Origin of the sequence: Kitasatospora sp. NPDC127121, from assembly GCF_042677305.1 — a bacterium.
GTDB lineage: Bacteria > Actinomycetota > Actinomycetes > Streptomycetales > Streptomycetaceae > Kitasatospora.
In genome coordinates this window covers 23,554-43,911 of record NZ_JBHXTQ010000077.1, presented here as the reverse complement: position 1 = coordinate 43,911, position 20,358 = coordinate 23,554, and the positions used below count along the sequence as shown (strand labels likewise).

The following is a 20,358-nucleotide window of genomic DNA, read 5'->3' as shown; positions in this document are numbered from 1 at the left end:
ATCGGCGACCGACGACAACGCGGCGAGGTGCGTGCTCCGGCGTCGCGCGCCCGGCGTGATCCGAAAGAGAGCCCCTAGGCCGTTCGGCTGGCCCCGGGGCCGGGGCGGGGGCAGGCTGGGGGGTGAGAGACAGACCCGGCCCTGCCGCACCCCGGCTCGGAGCGCGCCCGGACCGGCCGAGGAGACGGAGCCCGCCATGACCGACATGAGCGAACGGGCCGAGATGAGCACGGACCGTGACGAGGACGTCCGCGCCGCGGATCCCGAAGAGGGCATCACCTCGATGCAGAACCTGCACGCGCAGGACACCTCCCAGGCGGAGGGCGAGCCCACCCTGGAGGAGTCCGGTCCGGACCGCTGAACAGCTGTGAGCACCCGACCGCCCGGTGGGACCGGGCGGTCTTCGCGACCGCAGGTGTCGCTGCCCGGACAGCGGCTCACCGGCGGGGGAGGATAAGCGCATGACCGAACACGATCAAAACGGCAGGCAGGCCCGACCGCCCGTCGACCCGCGCACGTCGTGGGCGACCTGGACCACCCAGTCGATCATCAGCGGCCCCGGCGGGGTCGCCACCACCGAGATCGGCCCCATCTCCGGCGACCTCACCGTGCACACCACCTGGGTGGACGGCGAGGCCCGGCTCACCGTCCAGTACTCCGGCGCGCTGGACTGGTACACGGTGACCGGCAGCCCCGTCCCGGCGGCCGACGAGACCACCGCGCGGGCGATACACCAGGCGATGGTGAACGGCGTCAAGGCCGGCCGGGGCGCGGCCGCCCCGGCCCCGCCGGACAGGCTCTAGCCAGGAGCCCCCCGCCGGACAGGACCCGACCAGAAACCTCAGTCCCCCGGGACGACCTCGCCCCGCACCGCCGGCGCCGCGGCGGCCCAGTAGGCGCGGTCGACCGGGGGACGCGCACGCAGGTCCGCGCGGACCTCGCCGGCCAGCCGGCGGGTGTCGCGCCGGTTGACGGTGGCGCCGATGCCGGCGCCGACCAGCAGCGGGGTGAGCGACGGCAGGCGGCGCAGCGAGCTGCGGGTGAGCCGGCGGCTGAGCTGCTGGCGCACCTCCGCCCCGAGCGCCAGGGCGGCGAACCCGGCCGGCCGGGACAGCAGCTTCGCGTCGATCCCCCGGCGGTTGGCCCAGGCGCTCAGGTAGGCCCCGGCCCGCTGGGTGACACTGCCAGGCGCCCGGGCGCCGTAGACCTCGTGCAGTTCGGCGATCAGCTTGATCTCCACGGCCGCGACGGCGAGCGTCTCGGCCGCGATCTCCACCGGCATCGCGGGCGGCACCGGCAGCATCGCCGCCGCGCCCACGCCGGCGCCGAGCGCGCCGGAGGCCCGGGCCGCGCCGGTGACCAGCAGGTCGGCCAGCGCCTCGGGGTCGGCCGCGCCGGGGTGCTGGGCGCGCAGCGTGGCGAGGTCGCGCACGGGGATCCGCGGCGCGGCCTGCACCAGCTGCTCGGTGAGGGCCCGGCCGCCGAACGCGGCACCCTTGGCGGCGACCCGGCCACCCCGGCCGAGCAGGTGGGCCACGTTCGCCACCAGGGCCCGGCCACGGCCACGGCCGGCCCGGTACTCGGCGATCTGCCACTCGCCCTCGGGCTGCTCGGCCTGCTCGACCAGTTCGGCGAGCTCGCCGGCCAGGCCGGCGTCGGGCACGGGGGCGGGCACGGGGGTCGGGGCGGGCTCGGGGACAGGCCTGGAACGTCCGGGTTTACGGAAGACTGCCATGGATGTCCGGTACCCCCTCCGCCCCCGGGGTACGCCCTACCCGGTGATCTCGACCCCGCGCCAGAACGCCACCCGGCCGCGGATCTCCTCGGCCTCCGGCTTCGGGTCGGCGTAGTACCAGGCCGCGTCGGGGTTGGTCCGCCCGTCCACGTCCAGCGTGTAGTAACCGGCGGTGCCCTTCCAGCCGCAGACGGTGGTGGTGTCGGACGGGCGCAGGAATTCGGTCCGGACGGATTCGACCGGAAAGTAGTGGTTGCCCTCGACGACGACGGTCTCGTCGCTCTCGGCGACGACGGTGCCCTGCCAGCGCGCTGTGGTCATGCCGCCGATTCTGCCCCAGGGGCGGACGGCACCCCGGTGGTTCGCGGAAATCGTCCGCGGATGCCGGACGGCCAGGACGGCGGTCAGGGCAGCGGCCAGGGCAACGGTCAGGGCAGCCGTCAGGGCAGCGGCTCGGCGTGGACCGGCAGGTGCGGGGACTGGTGGCCGCCGCTGGCGAGCATCCGGACCTCGCCGGCGTTGCTGATCTCGGCGCGGACGATGCCGCTGGCGTCCTCGTACACCGGGTGTCCGCCTGGGCCCGTCGCGCTGGTGCGGACGACCACGACGACGTCCTGCGGGGCCTGGGTGCCGGGGGTGCCGGGGAAGGTGAGCACGTAACGGTTCGCGGGGGTCATCTCCATCTCCTGTCCGGATTGTCCCGATCTCCTGGTCCCGATGCGCGGCCGCGGTCGGCGGGCCCGCCGAACGGCGGTCGGCCTACGCGGTGGCCTCGGCCGCCCGGGCGGGCACGCCGCGGACCTCCAGCTCGGTGAGCAGCCGGGCGGTGGCCTCGGCGACCGCGTCCACGGCCCGGTCGAAGGCCTCACGGTTGTGCGCCGCCGGGGCGCGGAACCCGGACACCTTGCGGACGTACTGCAGCGCGGCGGCGCGGAAGTCGTCCTCGTCGGCGTCGAGCGTCACCGGCGGGCGCAACGTCTTGATGTTGCGGCACATGCACCCAGTCTCGCGCGTGGACGCCGTACTGGCGACCCCCTCCCGTCACACGCACCTCACGGCGGCGTCATCCGGCCGGATTAGGATGCCGGACGAACGAATCCCCCCGTCCCGCCGCGCCTCCCCGTCCGCGGGCGTCACCCCGGAGTCACCCCCTTGCCTCTCGCGCTGCTCGCGCTGGCCGTCACCGCGTTCGCCATCGGCACCACCGAATTCGCCGCCATGGGCCTGCTCCCCCAGGTCGCCGACGATCTGCACGTCTCCATCCCGCAGGCCGGCTGGCTGATATCCGCGTACGCGCTGGGCGTGGTCATCGGCGCCCCGCTGCTCACCGCGCTGGCCTCCGGCCGGCCGCGCAAGGCGGTGCTGGTGGCGCTCGCCGGGCTGTTCGCCACCGGCAACCTGCTGTGCGCGCTCGCACCGGACTTCTGGACGCTGGCCGCCGCCCGGCTGATCACCGGACTGCCGCACGGCGCGTTCTTCGGGGCCGGCGCGGTGGCCGCGGCCGAACTGGTGGCCCCCCACCGCCGGGCCCGGGCGGTGGCCGTGATGTTCTCCGGCCTGACCATCGCCAACATCGTCGGCGTGCCGGCCGCCACGCTGCTCGGCCAGCACCTGGGCTGGCGGGCGACCATGCTGGTGGTCGTCCTGATCGCCGCCGCCGGGACGCTCGCCATCGCCCGGCTGGTGCCGTCGCTGCCCTCCCCCGGCCAGGCCGGGCTGCGGCACGAGCTGCGGGCCTTCCGGGACGGGCAGCTGTGGCTGGCGCTGGCCACCGTGGTGTTCGGCTGCGGCGGCTTCTTCGCCTGCTACAGCTATATCGCGCCGCTGCTCACCGAGGTCTCCGGGTACGCCACCGGCTCGGTGACGCTGGTGCTGGCACTGTTCGGCGTGGGGATGACGATCGGCAACGTGATCGGCGGGTTCGCGGCCGACCGGGCGCTGCGCCCGACGGTCTGCGCCGCCTTCGTGCTGCTGGCCGCCACCCTGGCGCTGTTCGCGGTGACCGCGCACGCCCGCTGGTCGGCCGCCGTCACGGTGGTGCTGATCGGGCTGTTCGGCTTCGCGATCGTGCCGGCGGTGCAGACGCTGGTCCTGCAGAAGGCGCGCAGCGCGCCGACGCTGGCCTCGGCGACGGTGCAGGGCGCGTTCAACCTGGCCAACGCGCAGGGCGCCTACTTCGGCGGGCTGGCCCTGGACGCCGGGTTCGGCTGGACGGCGCCGACCCTGGTGGGCGCCGTCCTGGCCGCTTCGGGCGCGCTGATCGCGGTGCTCGCCTGGGCGGCCGACCGGCGCCGGTCCGTGCCCGCCGCACCCGAGCGGGCCGCGGCGGCTCCGGCCACGGCGGCTCCGGTCGGCGTCCAGAATTAGGCCTGGGGCTGGGGCTGCGCCAGGGGTTCGAGCTCGCGGTGGGCGGCGGCCAGCAGCAGGTAGCCCTCGCCGTTGGCCTTGATGCCGGCCTTCTCGTCCTCGGTCAGCTCGCGGCGGACCTTGGCCGGGACTCCGGCGACCAGCGAGCCGGGCGGCACCCGCATCCCCTGCGGCACCACCGCGCCCGCCGCGACCAGCGAACCGGCGCCGATCCGGGCGCCGTTGAGCACGGTGGCGTTCATCCCGACCAGGGCGTCGTCCTCGACCGCGCAGCCGTGCAGCACCGCGTTGTGCCCGACCGAGATCCGCTCGCCGACCACCAGCGGGAAGCCGGGGTCGGCGTGCAGGGTGCAGTTGTCCTGGATGTTGCTGTCCTGGCCCACGGTGATGGACTCGGCGTCGCCGCGCAGCACCGCCCCGTACCAGACGCCCGCGCCGGGGCCGATCGTCACGTCCCCGACCACGACGGCGTTCGGTGCGAGGAAGGCGCTCGGGTCGACGGTGGGCGCCTTGCCCCCGACTGCGGCGATCAGCGGCTCTGCCATGTCTCGTCCTCCTGGTGACGGTCGGCCGTTCCTGTCGCCGGACAGCGTAGGGGGCGGTCCGACCCGCAGCCCACGCCCTACCCCTGCCCGCCGCAGACGCCGGCGTTCACCACCCGCTGCCAGGCGGCGAGGGCCGCGGCCGGATCCGGCGTGTCGTAGAAGGTCGTGCTGTTGGCGAACTGGCGCTTCCCGTCGAGCGAGCCGAGCATCATCGTGCTGTAGCCGGGGATCCCTCCGGCGTGGCCCCAGAACGCGCCACACGGGGTGTCCACCCGCTGGAGGCCGAGCCCGTAGGCCTGGCCCCCGCCGTGGGCGGTGGTCTTCTGCATCTCGGCGAGTTCGGCGGGGCGCAGCAGCCGGCCGCCGAGCAGGGCGCGGATGAACGTCGTCAGGTCCGCGGTGGTGGAGATGCCCGCGCCGGAGGGGCCGGCCATGGAGGGGTTGAGCGCGGTGACGTCGGCCGGGCCGCTGTCGAGCTTGAGGTAGGCGTGGGCGTGCGGGCCGGGGATGGCCGGGGAGTAGAGCGGCATCGAGGTGCCCGTCAGGCCGAGCGGGCGGATGATCCGGCGTTCCACCTCCTCGTTCCAGCCGTGGCCGGTGAGGTGTTCGATGATCAGCGCGACCAGGGCGTAGTTGGTGTTGGAGTACTGCCAGTCCTGGCCGGGGCGGAAGGCGGGCGGGTACTTGTCGGCGAGGTCCACCTGGTCCTGCGGGCTGTAGGACGTGTAGCGGCCGGAGTCGAGCCAGTTCTGGTCGTAGGAGTTGAAGGCCGGGTCCTGGGTGTAGTCGGCGACGCCGCTGGTGTGGTTGAGGAGTTCGCGGACGGTGATGTCCGCGCTGTTCGGCACCGCGCCGGGCAGCAGGCTCTCCAGGCGGTCGTCCAGTCCCAGCCGTCCCTCGCCGACGAGTTGGAGCAGCACGGTGGCCACGAAGGTCTTGGTGGTGCTGCCGATCCGGAAGCGGCCCACGGGGTCGGCGGGGGTGTCGGCGCCGAGCCGGGCGACGCCGCCGGCTGCGCGGTGGACGAGCCGGCCGTTCTCCCGTACGCCGGCGAGGGAGGAGGTGGCGACGTTCTTCGCGGTCAGGTCGGCGAGGGCCGTGTCGAGGGCCGTCCAGTCGGCGCTGCGCTCGGTGGCACTCGCCGGGCGGGCCGTGTCCTGGGCGGCGGCGGCCGGGGCGAGCGCGGCGATCAGGCCCGCACCCGCGAGGGCCGCGACGGCGGCGCGCAGGGCCGGCCCGCGTCGGCGGCGCCGGGTGGTGGCGGCTGGGTCGGTGGTCATGACGTCCTCCCTGGTTCGGCCGGCAGGGCGGTCAACCTCCGCCACTGCCACGGTCTTTGACACCATGGCAGGGCGGCTGCGGGGCGGTCGTCAGCCTCCGGGGCGCCGCGGCGGCGTCGCGGGGCGGGGCGGCACCCTCGGGGCGGGCGGGGCCCGGGGCCCGGGCGGGGGGGGGGGGGGCGGCGGGCCGGGGCGGGTCAGGAGGCCGGTGCCTTGGTGCGCAGGATCTCGATGAACGCGCGCAGCCACGCCGGGTGGTCGGGCCAGGCGCGGGCCGAGACGACCACGCCGTCCACCACCGCCTCGCCGTCGACGAATTCGGCGCCCGCCGCCTTCACGTCCGGCGCCAGCGCCGGGTAGGCGGAGCTGCGGCGGCCGGACAGCACCCCGGCGGCGGCGGTGATCAGCGGGCCGTGGCAGATCTGCGCGACCGGCTTGTCGCCGGCGAAGAAGTGCTGGACGATCCGCTGCACGTCCGGGTCGTTGCGCAGGTACTCGGGGGCGCGGCCGCCGGGGATGACCAGCGCGACGTAGTCGGCCGGGTCGACGTCGGCGAAGGCGAGGTCGGCGGGCCAGGTGTAGCCGGGCTTCTCGGTGTAGGTGTCGTAGCCGTCGACGAAGTCGTGGACGACGAACTGGAGTCGCTTCCTGGTCGGAGCGGCGATGTCGACCTGGTAGCCCTCCTCGCGCAGCCGCTGGTACGGGTAGAACACCTCCAGCGACTCGGCGGCGTCCCCGGTGACGAGCAGGATCTTCGATGTCATCGCCGACATCCCTCCACATGGTCGAGCGTCCGACACGGCGTGGACCCCGACCGGTGGCCACCGGCCGCGGGCCCGGACCAACCTCCCGCACCGGCCGCGCCGTTGGCAACAGGGCGCACCGGGCGTACTGCGGCGCGTCACCGGGCGTACGCGCCCGCCGGGGGCCGTGCGCGCCCGGTCACCGCCCGGCTGCGGGCCGCGGCTGCCCGCGTCCTAGACTCCTGCTGCCCGCCACGACCGCACACCGGAGGAGCCCATGCCGGACCGCACCACCTACCTCGTCCTGCCCGGCTACCAGGACTCGGGCCCCGAGCACTGGCAGACCCGCTGGGAGGCCGCCGAACCGGACGCCTTCCGCCGGGTCCAGCAGGCGGACTGGGACCACCCCGACCAGAGCGACTGGATCGCCCGGGTGGACGCGGCGGTGGCCGGGGCCGCCGCCGACGGGCCGGTGGTGCTGGTCGCCCACAGCCTCGGCTGCGTCACGGTGGCCCGCTGGGTGGCCGCCGCGCCCGCCGGGCGGACCGCCGCGGTGCGCGGCGCGCTGCTGGTCGCCCCCGCGGACATCGACACCGCCGAGGTCCCGGAGCTGACCGGCTTCCGCCCGGTGGCCCTGGCGCCGTTCCCGTTCCCGGCCGTGGTCGTCGCCAGCACCGACGACCCGTGGGTCAGCCCCGAGCGGGCCCGGCTGTTCGCCGACGCGTGGGGCGCCCGGTACGTCGAGCCGGGCGCGTACGGGCACCTCAACTCGGGCTCCGGGCTGGGCGACTGGCCGGAGGGCCGCAAGCTGCTCGCAGAGCTGTGACGCATCGGACGGGGGGACGATGAGGAACCGGATGCCGAAGGCCAGGCGTACCCTGGTCCGGCTGCTGCTGGCGGGCGGGGCGGCCGCCGTGCTGCTCTACACCGAGGGGCAGTGGGAGAGCCGCTCGGGCGGGCTGATGCTGGTCGCCGACCTGCTCAACCGGCCCGAGCTGCTGCTCGGCGCGGCGCTGGCCGCGCTGATCGCCGCCGCCTGGCTGGGCGACCGGCGCACCGCCGTACGGACGGCCACCCGGGCGGTCACGGTGACGGCCGGGGTGGTGTTCCTGCTCGGCGTGCTGGCCGCGCACAAGGTCTCGGCGGCCGAGACGCGCAGCCGGGAGACCGCCCCGGCCCGGCCGGAGCTGGCCCTGGTCGTGGTGCACCGCTCGTACGCCACCGCGCCGAAGGACAACGACGACTGGCAGGTGCTGCTGGAGGTCGGCGCGGGCTGGTCCGGGCGGCGCTGGTCACTGGCCCAGATCGGCCGGGCGCCGGACGACGCCCGGCTGGTGGAGGCGAGTTGGACCGGCCGGGACCAGATCACCGTGGTCACCGACTCCTACCGGCGGGTCTTCAACCTGGACCAGGACACCGGCGAGCCGGTCGAGGCGCGGTAGCATCCGCGCTACGGCAGCCCCACCGCGTGGGCGAGCAGGGCGAGCAGCGCCGCGTTGCCCGCCGCGCCCACGGCGGTGGCGGACAGGAAGCGGGCCGCACTGCCGTCCGGGAACGGGTTGACGACCATCGCCGGCAGGAAGCCGGGCATCGTCCAGACGACGGCGGTCCACTGCCGGACCGCGTTGGCCGCGCTGGTGCCCGCGCGCAGTTCGCGGGCGGCGGCGAACCCGATCACCAGGTACCCGGCCAGGTAGCCGATCGAGGGCCAGAACACGGCGGGGACGCCGAGGATGCTGTGCGGCATGGCACCCATCGTCCGCCGCCGGGCCGCGGCCCCGCCTGAGTACGGGTACTCAGGCGGGGCCGGGCGGTTCACTGGTCCTGGTTGTCGCCGGGGTCGGCCGGCGCGGCGGGGGCCAGCGGGGTGGACTGCCCGGACTGCCCGGACTGCGTGGACTGCCCGGACGGCGCGGAGCGGCCCACCGGACTGTTCGGGTTGAGCGGGCCGACCGGGTTGCCCGTGCTGCCCGTGCTGCCCGGGGTACTCGCGTTGCCCGGAGTGCTCGCGTTGCCGGGGCTGCTCGGGTTGCCGGGGCTGCTCGGGCGCTGCTTGCCCGAGCCGCTCCCGCAGGAGCCGGTCGGCGAGCCGCTGGGGGTGGCGCAGTTCGGGTCGCGCTTGGGCGGGTCCGGGATGTAGACCGTCGGGAACTCCTTCTCCGGCATGTTCCGGACGGCGTCGCTCATCGCCTGCTCCCAGATCGGGCCCGGGCCGGTCGCGCCGAAGACCTCCTGCTGGTAGTGGCCGCCGATCCGGATGTTCTTCATCGGCACCTTGGTGCCCGGGCTGCCCAGCCAGACCGAGCCGGCCAGGTTGCCGGTGTAGCCGGTGAACCAGGCCGACTTCTTCTCGTCCGTCGTCCCGGTCTTGGCCGCGATCTGCCGGCGGTCGTCCAGCCTGAGGTCCTTGGCGGTGCCCTTCTCGGTCACGCCGAGCAGCACGCTGTTGATCACGTCGGCGGTGTCCGTGGACATCGCCTCGGTGCACTTGGCCGGACTCACCGGGACGTCCTTGCCGTCCACCGTGGAGATCTTGTTGATCGCCAGCGGCGCGCAGTAGGTGCCGCGGGCGGCGAAGCTCGCGTACACGTTCGCCATCGTCAACGGGCTCACCTCCTGGGTGCCGAGGCCGAGGGCGGGCAGCTCCTGCAACGGGTCACCGCTGGCCTTGCCGGTGACGCCCAGCTTGTTGGCCATCTGCTTGACCGCGCAGAGGCCGATCTCCTGCTCCATCTGCACGAAGTAGGTGTTCACCGAGAGGGCCATCGCCTCCTTGAGCTCGTACGGGCCGACCTCGCGCGCGCTCTCGTTCGGGATGCTGCCCTCCTTCTTGCCCTTGCTCAGGTTCTTCCAGGTGCCGTCGCAGGTCCTCATCGTCGGCCAGTCCATGCGGTTGGGCGAGTCGTACCGCTGGGTGGGCGGCAGGCCGGCCTCCAGGGCGGCGGCGGCCACGATCGGCTTGAAGTTGGAGCCGGGCTGGAAGCCGATGCCGCCGCCCATCGCCGCGTCCACGTTGTAGTTGACGACGGTCTGGTTCTTCTCCTTCGCCAGACCGTAGGGGCGGGTCTGCGCCATCGCCAGGATCTTGCCGGTGCCGGGCTCGACCATCGTCATCGCCGCCGAGACCGGGTCGGTCACGTACACCTGCTCGGAGACGGCGTTCTGGGCGGCGGCCTGCTTCTCCGGGTCCAGCGTGGTGTAGATGTTGAGGCCGCCGGTGTCCCACAGCTTCTTGCGCTCGGCGGCGCTCTTGCCGAACACCGGGTCCTGCTTGACCACGTGGCGCACGTAGTCGCAGAAGAAGCCCATGCCAGCCTGGGCGGTGATGCAACCGTTCTGCGGGTCCCGGTACTTCAGGCCCAGCGGGGCGGCCTTCGCCTCCTTGGCCTGGTCCGCGGTGATGTGCTTGTTCTCGACCATCTTGTCGATGACGGTGTCCCGGCGCTTCTGCGCGGCCACCGGGTGCAGCTTCGGGTCGTACTGGGACGGGTTCTGCACCAGCCCGGCGAGCATGGCCGCCTCGGGGAGGGCGAGGTCCTTCGCGTCCTTGCTGAAGTAGCGCTGGGCGGCCGCCTGTATGCCGTACGCCTGATGGCCGTAGAAGGTGATGTTCAGGTAGTTGGTGAGGATCTGATCCTTCGTCAGGTCCTCCTCCAGCTTGATGGCGTACCGGAGTTCCTGGATCTTGCGGCCGAGCGTCTTGCGCTGCGCCTCCAGGACGGCCACCGGGTCGTCGCCGGCCTTCTCCACGTTGACGTTCTTCACGTACTGCTGGGTCAGCGTCGACGCGCCCTGGACGGCGGCGCCGCTCTCCGCGTTCTTGGTGATCGCCCGCAGGATGCCCTTGAGGTCGACGGCGCCGTGCTCGTAGAAGCGGGCGTCCTCGATGTCCACCTGCGCCTGGCGCATCAGCGGTGACATCTGTTCGGCGGGTATCACCGTGCGGTCCCGCTCGTAGACCTTGGCGATCAGGCCGCCCCTGGCGTCGAAGACCTGTGTGGCCTGCGTCAGCGCCGGCGCCTTGAAGTCGTCGGGGATGCTCTCGAAGCCCTCGGCGCTGCTCTTGGCCCCGAGCCCGACGGCGCCCGCCGCGGGAAGGATGAGGCCGGCCAGCAGGACACCGCCGAGAGTGCAGCAGCCGAGGAACGTGACCGTGTGACCCAGGAATCCGATCGGGGTCTCACGGCGCCGCGGGCGCGGCACCCAGGTGTCGCCCGCGTCCGGGGCAGGTATGCGGCTCTTCGGTGACATAACTGGAACACTACGGCCGCGAATAGCGTGCCAGGGCAGGGTGTTGGCGAAGCTTTGTCACAAATCCGCCACAGATTCGGCTCATTCCAGCCGGTCGGACGGGCGCCCGGGTTCGGACAAGGACCGTTCGCCTACGGCCTGTTGCTCCCGCCCGGATGCGCACCCGCCCGCAGCGCCCCGGCTACCGGAGGGTCAGGACGCGCGGGCCGTCCTCGGTGATGGCGACGGTGTGCTCGATGTGCGCGGCGCGGCTGCCGTCCGTGGTGCGCAGCGTCCAGCCGTCCGGGTCGGTGTGGTAGTCGCCCCGGCCGCCCGCCGTCAGCATCGGCTCCAGCGCCAGCACCAGGCCGGGGCGCAGCGGGTAACCCCGGCCCGGGCGGCCCTCGTTGGGCACGTGCGGGTCCTCGTGCATGCTCCGCCCGATGCCGTGCCCCCCGAAGCCTTCGAGCAGGCCGTAGCGCCCGGCGCGGGCGACCTTGCCGATGGCGTGCGCGATGTCACCGATCCGGTTGCCGACCACGGCGGCGGCGATCCCGGCCTCCAAGGCGCGCCGGGTGGTGTCGATCAGTGCCGCGTCCTCGGGCCGGGCGGCGCCGACGGTGAAGCTGACGGCGGAGTCCCCGGCCCAGCCGTCCAGAAGGGCGCCGCAGTCGATGCTCACCAGGTCGCCGTCGCGCAGCCGGTAGCCGCCCGGGATGCCGTGCACGACGGCGTCGTTCACCGAGGCGCAGATGACGGCCGGGAACGGCACGGGCGCGAAGGACGGCCGGTAGCCGAGGAACGGCGAGGTGGCCCCGGCCGCCCGCAGCACGCCGTGCGCCACCTCGTCCAGCTCCAGCAGGCTGACGCCCACGGCCGCCGCGTCCTGCACGGCGGCCAGCGCGTCCGCCACCACTCGCCCGGCTTCGCGCATCGCGTCCAGGGCGGCGTCCGACTTGATTTCGACCATGGTGGGTCGTCTCCCCTCGATCCAATTCTTATACCGGTATTTGTATCACGGTCGAAGGTGGGGCGGCCGCACGGCCGGACGGGAGCACCGGGGCGGGGCACACGGCATGACCCCGGCAGGGAGGCCCTAGTATCGAAGGCATGGTGAGGACTCCACTGACCCCGTGGGAGCGCGAGCGCGGGGAGCGCTTCGGGGCGCTGCTGCGCGAGGCACGCGGCGCACGCAGCATGGTCGAGGTGGCGGCGGTGGCCGGCGTCTCGGCGGAGACGCTGCGCAAGATCGAGACCGGACGGGCGCCGACGCCGTCGTTCTTCACCATCGCCGCGCTGGCGTTCGCACTGGATCTGTCGCTGGACGAGCTGGCGGCCGTGTGCGCGCTCCCGGAGGACGGCGAAGCCCTCTCGGCGTGACGCCTTAGGGCCCTAGCACCTTGACGCCGACGGCTGAGCCCCGAGCGGCGCTCCCGGGCGATGGTCCCGGACGGCGGCGGCCCGCCGGGCGCGTGCTGCGCCGGGCGGGCCGTCGTAGGGCGGGCCGGTGGCCGTGAGTCGGGCCGGTGGCCGTGGGGCAGGGAGGTGGTCAGCTCACGGAGCTGTTGTAGCTGTCGATGGCGGGCTGGAGTTCCTTGGCCGCGTCGGCCAGGGCCTGCTGGGCGGTCTTGGAACCGGCGATGGTCTGCTCGATGGCGGTCTCGACGCCCTTGCGGGCCTGCGGCATCACGCCGAGCAGGCAGCCGGCGGTGGCCGGGGAGGGCTTGGTGGCCTTGAGCTGCTCGATGGCCGTCTGGAACTGCGGGTACTTGGCGACCCACTCCTTGTCCTTGGGGTCGTCCAGGGACTTGCGGTTGACCGGGAAGTAGCCGGTGCCGGTGTGCCAGGCGGCCTGCTGCTCGGGGGCGGTGACGAACTTCTCGAACTCCCAGGCGGCGCGCTTCTCGGCGTCGGAGTGGCCAGGGCCGCTGATCCACAGCGAGGCGCCGCCGATGACCGGGCCGCCCTGGTCGGCTGCGGCGACCTTGGGGAAGGCCGCGGTGCCGACGGCGAACTTGGCGGCCTCGGTGTAGCCGCGCAGCACGCCGGTGGACTCCAGGTGCATGGCGACGGTGCCGGCCTTGAACGCGGCCTGGGCGTCGTCGGTGTTGCGGCCGGTGTTGGCCGCGTAGCCGCCCTTGACGAGGTCGGCCCACCACTGGACGATCTGCGCGCCCTGGGCGGAGTCGAAGACGGCCTTGCCGGCCTTGTTGCTGCGGCCGTTGTCCTGGTCGCAGTACATGGTGCCGGACTCGGCGAGCAGCTGCTCGACGAACCAGCCGTAGATGGCGGCGCCGAAGCCGTAGCGGACGGTCTTGCCGTCGGCGTCCTTCTTCGTCAGCTTCTTCGCCAGCTCGCCGAGTTCGGCGAGGTCCTTGGGCGGCTGGGCCGGGTCGAGGCCGGCCTCCTTGAAGGCGTCAGCGTTGAGGTAGAGCAGCGGCATGGAGGAGTTGAACGGCATCGAGACGAGCTTGCCGCCGACGGAGTAGTAGTTGCGGATGTTCGGGTCGAGGTCGTCGAGGGCGAAGCCGTCCTTGTCGGCGAAGGCCTGGGCCGGGACGGTCTGCTTGGAGTCGATCATGAACCGGGTGCCGATGTCGTAGACCTGCACCAGGGCGGGGGTGCCCTTCTGCTGCACCGCGGCCTTGTACTTGGCGACCAGGTCGTCGTACTTGCCCTGGAACTGCGCCTTGACCTCGATCTTGCCCTGGTGGGCGGCGTTGAACTGGCTGACCAGCCCGGTGAGGACCTCGGCGTTCTTCCCGGTCATCGAGTGCCAGAACTCGACGCCGGTGACGCCCGAGGCCTGGTCGAGCACCTGGGCGCCGGGGGCGGCGTCGGAGGAGCCGCCGGAGCCGGAGGTGGAGTCGCCGGAGCTACAGGCGGTCAGGGACAGGCCGGCCACCAGCAGGGCCGCGAGCGCGCGGGCACTCTTCTTCACGGGAGGGTTCTCTCTCTGTCGGGAGGGACGTGCTCGAAGGAGCGGGAGGAGGCGGCGCAGCGGGTCAGCGGACGGCGCCCGCGGTGAGACCGCGGACGATGAAGCGCTGGCCGAAGACCACCAGGGCGAGCGTGGGCAGCAGGGAGAGCACGACGCCGGCCAGGATCAGGCCCGGGTCGGACATCTCGGAGTCGCGCAGCGAGGTGAGGCCGATCTGCAGGGTCTGCATGTTCGCCGTGCGGGTGATGATGAGCGGCCAGAAGTACTGGTTCCAGGCGGACAGGAAGACGTAGATCGACAGCGCCGCCAGGGCCGGCTTGTTGAGCGGGACGACGATCCGCCACAGGAACCGCCAGTGGCCCGCGCCGTCGATCCGCGCGGCGTCGCGCAGTTCGCCGGGCAGCTGCCGGAAGGCCTGCCGCAGCATGAAGGTGCCGAAGCCGGAGGCGAGGAAGGGCAGCACCAGGCCGAAGTAGGTGTTCCCGAGCCCCCAGCCGGACAGCGTCAGGTAGTTGGGGATGATGATGGCCTCCCACGGGACCATCAGCGTCGCCAGGAACACCCCGAACACCACGGCCCGCGCCTTGAGCGGCAGGAACACGAAGGCGTACGCGGCGAGGACCGAGGTGAACAGCTGGGCGAGCGTGATGACGGTCGCCACGATCGCCGAGTTGGCGTACTGCCTCGCCAGCGGGACGGTGTCGACGGCGCCGGAGAAGTTCCGCCCGGTGACCGAGTGGGGCACCAGCGCCGGCGGGTAGGAGGAGAGTTCGGACGGGCTCATGAAGGCGCCGGCGATCGCGTAGTACACCGGGAAGGCCACGGTGACGACGGCGACGGCGAGCAGCAGGTAGACGGCGGCGCGGCCGAGCAGGTCGCGCGGCGAGCGGCCGGCCAGGACGCGGGGGCGCGGGCGCGGCGCGGCGGCCCCGTCCTGGGCCCCGGGCCCGGCCTCGGTGGCGGTCACGGTCATGCGTAGTGCACCTTCCGCTCCAGGACGCCGAACTGGACGGCCGTGCAGGCGAGGACGACCACGAGCAGCACCACGGCCTGGGCACTCGCGGTGCCGAAGTCGCTGGAGCCGTAGGCGAAGGCCTTCTCGTAGACGGAGTAGACGAGGGTCCGGGTGGCGCCGTCGGGGCCGCCCTTGGTGAGGATGTGGATCTGGCCGAAACTCTGCAGCGAGTGGACGGTGGAGACCACGGTCAGGAAGAACAGGTTCGGACCGAGCATCGGCACGGTGATCGAACGGGCCAGCCGCAGCCCCGAGGCGCCGTCGATCCGCGCGGCCTCCAGGATCTCGCCGGGGATCGAGCCGATGCCGGCGGACAGCACCAGGACGTTGTAGCCGAGGCTCATCCACACCGTGGTGACGGCCACCGAGACCAGCGCGTACCGGGAGTCGGTCAGCCAGCCGATCGGGCCCAGCCCGACGTGCGAGAGCAGGCCGTTGAGCACCCCGCTGGCGGGGTTGAAGAACACCGCGAAGACCACGGACGCGCTGGCCACCGAGAAGGCGAAGGGCAGCGCGAACGCGGAGCGCAGCAGCCGCACGCCCCGGATCCGGTTCTCCAGGAGCAGCACCAGCACCAGCGCGCCCAGCACGCCGGGCACCACGGTGAGCAGCGTGAACAAGGCGGTGGTGACGAGCGTGCGCCGGAAGTCCGCCGAGGTCAGCAGCTCGGTGTAGTGCTTCAGCCCGACGTAGCGGGAGGGCGCGCCGAACAGGTCGTTGGCGTGTCCGCTCAGGTAGACGGTCCGTCCCAGCGGGTAGCCGATGAAGAGGACGAAGACCACCAGGGAGGGCAGCAGGAAGGCCCAGGCGAGGCCGTGCTCACCCCAGCGGCTTCGGCGGCCCGGGTGGGGCTTGGTGTGCGGTGCGGTCGGCATGGGTTTGCGCGTCCCGCCTTTCGTTGCGTCGGTTCCGGCCGAAACCGTGTCCTGCCCACACGACGGGTTGGAAACCCCACGGTGAGCAACGGGTGTCGGTGGGATTACGCGTTCGCGTCAGATTCGGCCGGTCGTGGGCGGACGGGCGTTGGGGCGCGTCCCCGGCCGGTCGTGGGCGGGCGAAGTGTGCGGCGCGCCCCCGCCCGTTCCGGTACGCCCTCCGGTGGCCCCGGACTGTCGGTGGGGCGGGACTGTCGGTGGGGCGTCGTACGGTTCCCGGATGGACGACACCGAATTCGACATCCGGGCCGCGATGGCCGAATCCCTGCGGGGCCGCGCGGGCGCCCGGGCGCTGGTCGAGGGCTTCGCCGCCTACTGGGGCGAGCCGCTGCGGCCCGACGACGGCTTCACCGACGCCGAACTCGACGCCGCCGAAGGGCGCCTGGGCCTGCGGCTGCCGGCCGCGCTGCGCGAGGCGTACCGGCTGTTCGGCCGCCGGGAGGACCTCACCGGCAACCACAACCGACTGCTGCCGCCGGAGGAACTGTTCGTCCTGGAGGGCGCTTTGGTCTACCAGGAGGAGAACCAGGCGTGCGTGCACTGGGGCGTCCTGCTGGCCGACCTCGACCAGGACGATCCGCCGACGGTGGGCCGGCTCGACCTCGCGGACAAGTCGGCGGAGTGCTGGGAGCCCTGGGAGGAGCGCTTCTCGACGGCCGCGGCGGTGATGGTGATGGTGGAGAAGCTTTTGCAGGACGACGAGTTGAGCGTGTTCGCCGAGTCCGGGGCAGAGGTGCCGGAGGGGCTGGCGGAGCTGCCCCGGCTCGGCCGCGGCTGCCGCTGGTTCACCGGGCCGGACGTGCTGGTCGTCGAGCTCGACGAGGACTTCGTGGTGGCCCGGGCCCGGACCGAGGAGGCCCGGGACGCGCTGGCCGAGCAGTGACCTGATGGCCCAACACCTGGGTGCCGCCCGGCCGTTGGACCACGGGTGGATCAGGCGACGGCCCAACGACGGGGCACTGACCGGTCGTTGGGCCGTCGTTGGGTCAGGCGGTGGCGCCGCCGTCCAGGACCAGGTCGGCGCCGACGGTGAAGCCCGCCTCGGACGAGGCCAGGTACAGCACCGCAGCGGCGACCTCCTCGACCGCACCCGCCCGGCCGACGGGGAGGCTGTCCTTCATCCGCGCGGCCTTGTCGTCGGCGTTCTCGCCGGGCCGGGTGGACATGCTGGTGTCCACCGGGCCGGGGCTCACCATGGTGATCCGCACGCCGTCCGCGATGTGGTCGAGGGCGGCGCTGCGGGTCAGCGCGGTGACGGCGGCCTTGCTCGCGGCGTAGGCGCCGAGGCCGGGCACCCGCATGTGGACGCCGAGATTGGACGACACGTTGACGATCGCGCCGCCGCCGTGGGCCCGCATGTGGCCGATCTGGTGCTTCATGGCGAGCCAGGTACCGGTCAGGTTGACCGCGAACACCCGGTGCCACTCGTCCTCGTCGATGTCGGCGACCGGGCCGACCGCGCCGAACACCCCGGCGTTGTTGACGGCGACGTCCAGGCCGCCGAGGAGTTCGACGGTCTCCCGGACCAGCCGGGCGGCGTCCTGACCGTCCGCCACGTCGCCGGTCAGCGCGACGGCCTTGCCGCCCGCCCGCTCGATCAGCTCGACCGTCTCCGCGAGCGGGCCCGCGCTGCGGCCCGCGACCGCGACCCGGGCGCCCTCCCGGGCGAAGGCGAGCGCCACGGCCCGTCCGATCCCGCTGCCGCCGCCGGTGACCAGGACGGACTTGTCGGTGAAACGCGTGGTCATGAGAGGTGCTCCTTGATCTGGATGGTGCGTTCTGGGGCGGTGTCGGTCTCTGTGGCGGCCTCGGGAGTCGCCCGCGCCAGCGTGGCGACGGCGAGGGCGGTGAGGGCCAGGGCGGCGCCCGCCGCCGCGAAGGCCGTGGCGTAGCCGCCGACCACGCTCGGGCGGGTGGCGGCGAGCGCCATCAGGGCGGCCACCCCGGCGGTGGGGCCGAGTTCCATCGCGGTGTTGAGCACGCCCGCGGCGAGGCCGGTCCGCTCGGGCGGCACGCCCGCGGTGGCGAGCACGGCCGCGCCGGCGAAGGCGGCCGCGGCCCCGGCGGGCAGCAGGAGCAGCCCGGGCAGCAACCCGGTGGCGTAGTCGCTGCCGGGCGCGAGGCCCGCCAGCAGGCCGAGCCCGGCCGCCGCGAGGGCGAGCCCTCCGGCGGTGACCGCGACGGCGCCGTAGCGGGCGGTCAGCGGCCCGGCCAGGCGGCCGGCCGTCAGCAGCGCCGCCGCGTACGGCAGGAAGGCTGCGGAGGTGGCCAGCACGCCCCAGCCGCGGACCTGTTGGAGGTAGAGCGCGAGCAGCAGGAAGGTCAGCGCGGTGCCGGCGGCGGTCGCCATGACGGCGGCGAGGGCGGTGGCCCGGCGGCGGTCGGCGAGGAAGCCGGGCGGCAGCAGCGGGTCGGCGGTGCGCCGTTCGACGGCGGCGAAGGCGAGCAGCAGGGCGAGCCCGGCGGCCAGCGGCAGCAGCGTCCCGGGGCTTCGCCAGCCGTGCTCGGTGGACGCCACCAGGCCGTAACTGGCCGCGCAGACACCGGCGGCGGCCAGCGCGGCGCCGGGCAGGTCCAGGGCCGGCCGGCAGTCGGCGGACGGTCGGCCGGGCGGGTCGGCGGGCGGTCGACCGGCCGGGTCGGCGAGCGGCAGCGAGCCGGAGCGGGCCAGGCCGACGAGGGCGACCAGGACGGGCACCGCGAACAGCCAGCGCCAGGAGACCCAGGCGGCGACGGCGCCGGAGAGCAGGTTGCCCGCCGTGGCGCCGAGCACCGAGAGGCCGCCCCAGGCGGCCATCGCCCGCCGGTAGTCGGCGGGTTCGGGCCGCAGCACCCGGACCACGGCGACCGCCGCCGGGGCGGCCAGGGCCGCGCCGACGCCCTGGGCGAAGCGGCTCGCCAGCAGGACGGGGTAGCCGGGCGCGAGGGCGCAGGCGATCGAGGCGGCGCCGAGCAGGGCCAGGCCCACCCGCAGCAGCCGGCGGCCGCCGTGGCGGTCGGTCAGCCGCCCGCCGAGGAGCAGCAGGGCACTGAAGGAGAGTCCGTAGGCGGCGCTCAGCAGCAGCACGCCGGACGGGCCGAGCCCGAACTCCCGGGCCACCAGGGGCAGCGGCACGGACAGGATCATGATCGTGAAGATCAGCGTGGCCTGCACGCCGCCGAGCAGCGCGAAGCCGGGCCGGTCGGCCGTGGCGACACTCATGGAAACCCCCCTCCTCCACAAAATGACCGTTCGGTCCAGTATTGAGACAGCAAGAGGCGACCTCCACCGTCACCCCACCACCGCCCCACGATCCGCAAATCGATCCGCAAGTCGATCCGTCAGTCGAGCAGCACCAGCGCCTGCTCGGCGGCGTCCCGCACCCGGGACGCGCCGTCGGCCGTCTTCCCCATCACCCGCATGCCCTGCATCAACACCATCAGCATCCGGGCCAGCGCCCGGGGTTCCCGCCCGGCGGGCAGCTCCCCCCGCGCCTCGGCACGCACCAGGGCGGCGGTCAGCACCGTCTCCAGGTGGGCGAGGCTGGCTCCCACCTGGCGGGCCGCCGAGGGATCGTGCGGGGCGAGCTCGACGGCGGTGTTGGTGACGAAGCAGCCGCGCTCCCGACCGTCCCCGGCCGACTCCGCCGCGAACCGGCGGACCAGCGCGCGGACGGCCGGCAGCACCGGGCCGGGCTGGGAGAGCTCGGCCAGCAGCACCGGGTCGGCCTGCTCGCCGTACCGCTCCAGCGCCCGCAGGAACAGTTCGTGCTTGCTGCCGAAGGTGGCGTAGATGCTCGCCCGGGCGATCCCGAGCTCCTCGACCAGGTCGGCCATCGAGGTGGCCTCGTAGCCGCGCCGCCAGAACAGCTCAAGGGCCGACTGGAGCACCGTGTCCGGGTCGAATTCCTTCGTTCGCGCCATGGGTGAACGCTAACCCTTTCCAGAACGATCGGTCAAGATCCTCCCCGAAGGTCGCACACGTGGGATCTGACGGAGCATTGCCAAGTGGACTAGACCAAGGCTACCCTTACCGCCCCGTACCTCCTCCTCCCCCCACAGGAGGCCTTTCCCCATGCCCGCGAACCTTCCCACCTCTCCCCAGCAGGCGGCCGAGGCCGCCCGCCCGCTCGTCCTGACGGCCTTCCGGGTCGTCGTCGGACTGCTCTTCGCCTGCCACGGCGCCGCCTCGCTCTTCGGCGTCCTCGGTGGCGCCAAGGGCGGCGGCACCGTCCCGCTCGGCCAGTGGCCCGGCTGGTGGGCCGCGCTGATCCAACTGGTCGGCGGCGCCCTGGTGCTGCTCGGCGTCGGCACCCGGACCGCCGCCCTGCTCTGCTCCGGCTCGATGGCGTACGCCTACTTCACCGTCCACCAGGAGCACTCCCTGCTGCCGCTGCAGAACGGTGGCGAACCCTCCGTCATGTTCTGCTGGGCCTTCCTCGCCATCGCGGTGCTCGGCTCCGGCCCGTACGCCCTGGACCGGCTGCTGATCCGGCGCACCACGGCCGAGCCGGCCGCCCAGCCCGCCCCGGCCGGGGCACACCCGGGCCAGACCGGCTGAGCGCCCCCGGCCCGGCGGACGGCTGAG

The 20,358-nt window shown here is 73.6% G+C and carries 24 protein-coding genes; 8 read left to right on the top strand and 16 right to left on the bottom strand.

Annotation, left to right across the window (positions count from 1 at the left end; all coding sequences use genetic code 11):
- The first annotated feature begins 196 nt into the window (after positions 1-196).
- Positions 197-361: a hypothetical protein gene (locus tag ACFVHI_RS29730; protein ID WP_159398310.1), complete on the top strand. Its 165-nt coding sequence runs from the start codon at positions 197-199 to the stop codon at positions 359-361.
- A gap of 100 nt (positions 362-461) precedes the next feature.
- The gene (locus ACFVHI_RS29725) at positions 462-803 is read left to right on the top strand and encodes a hypothetical protein (RefSeq protein WP_063346072.1); all 342 of its coding nucleotides are present in this window, start codon (positions 462-464) and stop codon (positions 801-803) included.
- A gap of 38 nt (positions 804-841) precedes the next feature.
- On the opposite strand, the gene ACFVHI_RS29720 is transcribed toward ACFVHI_RS29725, so the two are convergent.
- The 4 genes from ACFVHI_RS29720 to ACFVHI_RS29705 form a co-directional block, all read right to left on the bottom strand.
- Positions 842-1,675, bottom strand: a complete 834-nt coding sequence (locus ACFVHI_RS29720; RefSeq protein WP_063346073.1) for a hypothetical protein — start codon at positions 1,673-1,675, stop codon at positions 842-844.
- A 96-nt stretch (positions 1,676-1,771) separates the two neighbouring features.
- Entirely contained in the window at positions 1,772-2,056 is a 285-nt protein-coding gene (locus tag ACFVHI_RS29715; protein WP_363372965.1) for a DUF427 domain-containing protein, read from the bottom strand.
- 119 nt (positions 2,057-2,175) lie between these two features.
- A complete protein-coding gene (locus ACFVHI_RS29710) occupies positions 2,176-2,412 on the bottom strand; it encodes a DUF6296 family protein (protein WP_063350858.1) in 237 nt (78 codons plus the stop codon).
- Between the two features lie 82 nt (positions 2,413-2,494).
- Complete coding sequence (locus ACFVHI_RS29705; RefSeq protein ID WP_380344544.1) at positions 2,495-2,731, bottom strand: DUF2277 domain-containing protein; 237 nt, start codon at positions 2,729-2,731, stop codon at positions 2,495-2,497.
- Between the two features lie 156 nt (positions 2,732-2,887).
- On the opposite strand from ACFVHI_RS29705, the gene ACFVHI_RS29700 reads away from it, so the two are divergent.
- Entirely contained in the window at positions 2,888-4,102 is a 1,215-nt protein-coding gene (locus tag ACFVHI_RS29700; RefSeq protein ID WP_380344541.1) for an MFS transporter, read from the top strand.
- Here ACFVHI_RS29700 and ACFVHI_RS29695 read toward each other — a convergent pair.
- From ACFVHI_RS29695 to ACFVHI_RS29685, 3 genes are all read right to left on the bottom strand, one after another.
- Positions 4,099-4,647: a gamma carbonic anhydrase family protein gene (locus ACFVHI_RS29695; RefSeq protein ID WP_380344538.1), complete on the bottom strand. Its 549-nt coding sequence runs from the start codon at positions 4,645-4,647 to the stop codon at positions 4,099-4,101. The genes ACFVHI_RS29700 and ACFVHI_RS29695 overlap by 4 nt on opposite strands.
- Positions 4,648-4,724: 77 nt before the next feature.
- A complete protein-coding gene (locus ACFVHI_RS29690; protein ID WP_380344535.1) occupies positions 4,725-5,927 on the bottom strand; it encodes a serine hydrolase domain-containing protein in 1,203 nt (400 codons plus the stop codon).
- A 197-nt stretch (positions 5,928-6,124) separates the two neighbouring features.
- Positions 6,125-6,691, bottom strand: a complete 567-nt coding sequence (locus ACFVHI_RS29685; RefSeq protein ID WP_063346079.1) for a DJ-1/PfpI family protein — start codon at positions 6,689-6,691, stop codon at positions 6,125-6,127.
- Positions 6,692-6,947: 256 nt separating this feature from the next.
- Here ACFVHI_RS29685 and ACFVHI_RS29680 point away from each other — a divergent pair, with 256 nt between their 5' ends.
- Positions 6,948-7,496, top strand: a complete 549-nt coding sequence (locus tag ACFVHI_RS29680; RefSeq protein ID WP_380344532.1) for an RBBP9/YdeN family alpha/beta hydrolase — start codon at positions 6,948-6,950, stop codon at positions 7,494-7,496.
- 31 nt (positions 7,497-7,527) lie between these two features.
- Complete coding sequence (locus tag ACFVHI_RS29675; RefSeq protein ID WP_380344529.1) at positions 7,528-8,112, top strand: hypothetical protein; 585 nt, start codon at positions 7,528-7,530, stop codon at positions 8,110-8,112.
- A gap of 8 nt (positions 8,113-8,120) precedes the next feature.
- Here ACFVHI_RS29675 and ACFVHI_RS29670 read toward each other — a convergent pair whose 3' ends face one another.
- The 3 genes from ACFVHI_RS29670 to map all read right to left on the bottom strand — a co-directional run bounded on the left by ACFVHI_RS29670 (position 8,121) and on the right by map (position 11,870).
- Complete coding sequence (locus ACFVHI_RS29670) at positions 8,121-8,417, bottom strand: hypothetical protein (protein ID WP_063346082.1); 297 nt, start codon at positions 8,415-8,417, stop codon at positions 8,121-8,123.
- 68 nt (positions 8,418-8,485) lie between these two features.
- Entirely contained in the window at positions 8,486-10,921 is a 2,436-nt protein-coding gene (locus tag ACFVHI_RS29665; RefSeq protein WP_380344526.1) for a transglycosylase domain-containing protein, read from the bottom strand.
- Positions 10,922-11,102: 181 nt separating this feature from the next.
- Positions 11,103-11,870 carry a type I methionyl aminopeptidase gene (gene map, locus ACFVHI_RS29660; RefSeq protein WP_380344523.1) on the bottom strand — a complete coding sequence of 256 codons (768 nt, stop codon included), beginning with the start codon at positions 11,868-11,870 and terminating at the stop codon, positions 11,103-11,105.
- 140 nt (positions 11,871-12,010) lie between these two features.
- Between map and ACFVHI_RS29655 the strand changes: the two genes are divergently transcribed.
- Positions 12,011-12,280, top strand: coding sequence for a helix-turn-helix domain-containing protein (locus ACFVHI_RS29655; protein ID WP_063346085.1), 270 nt, complete (start codon positions 12,011-12,013; stop codon positions 12,278-12,280).
- Between the two features lie 169 nt (positions 12,281-12,449).
- On the opposite strand, the gene ACFVHI_RS29650 is transcribed toward ACFVHI_RS29655, so the two are convergent.
- From ACFVHI_RS29650 to ACFVHI_RS29640, 3 genes are all read right to left on the bottom strand, one after another.
- The gene (locus ACFVHI_RS29650) at positions 12,450-13,841 is read right to left on the bottom strand and encodes an ABC transporter substrate-binding protein (protein WP_380344519.1); all 1,392 of its coding nucleotides are present in this window, start codon (positions 13,839-13,841) and stop codon (positions 12,450-12,452) included.
- Positions 13,842-13,905: 64 nt separating this feature from the next.
- Positions 13,906-14,814: a carbohydrate ABC transporter permease gene (locus tag ACFVHI_RS29645; protein WP_079135349.1), complete on the bottom strand. Its 909-nt coding sequence runs from the start codon at positions 14,812-14,814 to the stop codon at positions 13,906-13,908.
- On the bottom strand, positions 14,811-15,731 hold the full coding sequence (locus ACFVHI_RS29640; RefSeq protein ID WP_063346087.1) for a carbohydrate ABC transporter permease: 921 nt from the start codon (positions 15,729-15,731) through the stop codon (positions 14,811-14,813). The genes ACFVHI_RS29645 and ACFVHI_RS29640 overlap by 4 nt, the downstream gene beginning before the upstream one ends.
- A 280-nt stretch (positions 15,732-16,011) precedes the next feature.
- On the opposite strand from ACFVHI_RS29640, the gene ACFVHI_RS29635 reads away from it, so the two are divergent.
- Positions 16,012-16,674 carry an SMI1/KNR4 family protein gene (locus ACFVHI_RS29635; RefSeq protein WP_380344515.1) on the top strand — a complete coding sequence of 221 codons (663 nt, stop codon included), beginning with the start codon at positions 16,012-16,014 and terminating at the stop codon, positions 16,672-16,674.
- Between the two features lie 103 nt (positions 16,675-16,777).
- Here the strand turns inward: ACFVHI_RS29635 and ACFVHI_RS29630 are convergent, their stop codons facing one another.
- From ACFVHI_RS29630 to ACFVHI_RS29620, 3 genes are all read right to left on the bottom strand, one after another.
- A complete protein-coding gene (locus ACFVHI_RS29630) occupies positions 16,778-17,539 on the bottom strand; it encodes an SDR family NAD(P)-dependent oxidoreductase (protein WP_380344512.1) in 762 nt (253 codons plus the stop codon).
- The gene (locus ACFVHI_RS29625) at positions 17,536-18,993 is read right to left on the bottom strand and encodes an MFS transporter (RefSeq protein WP_063346090.1); all 1,458 of its coding nucleotides are present in this window, start codon (positions 18,991-18,993) and stop codon (positions 17,536-17,538) included. Before ACFVHI_RS29625 ends, ACFVHI_RS29630 begins: the two co-directional genes overlap by 4 nt.
- A 119-nt stretch (positions 18,994-19,112) precedes the next feature.
- Positions 19,113-19,694, bottom strand: coding sequence for a TetR/AcrR family transcriptional regulator (locus tag ACFVHI_RS29620; protein WP_063346091.1), 582 nt, complete (start codon positions 19,692-19,694; stop codon positions 19,113-19,115).
- Between the two features lie 151 nt (positions 19,695-19,845).
- On the opposite strand from ACFVHI_RS29620, the gene ACFVHI_RS29615 reads away from it, so the two are divergent.
- Complete coding sequence (locus tag ACFVHI_RS29615; RefSeq protein ID WP_063346092.1) at positions 19,846-20,331, top strand: DoxX family protein; 486 nt, start codon at positions 19,846-19,848, stop codon at positions 20,329-20,331.
- Positions 20,332-20,358: the final 27 nt, after the last annotated feature.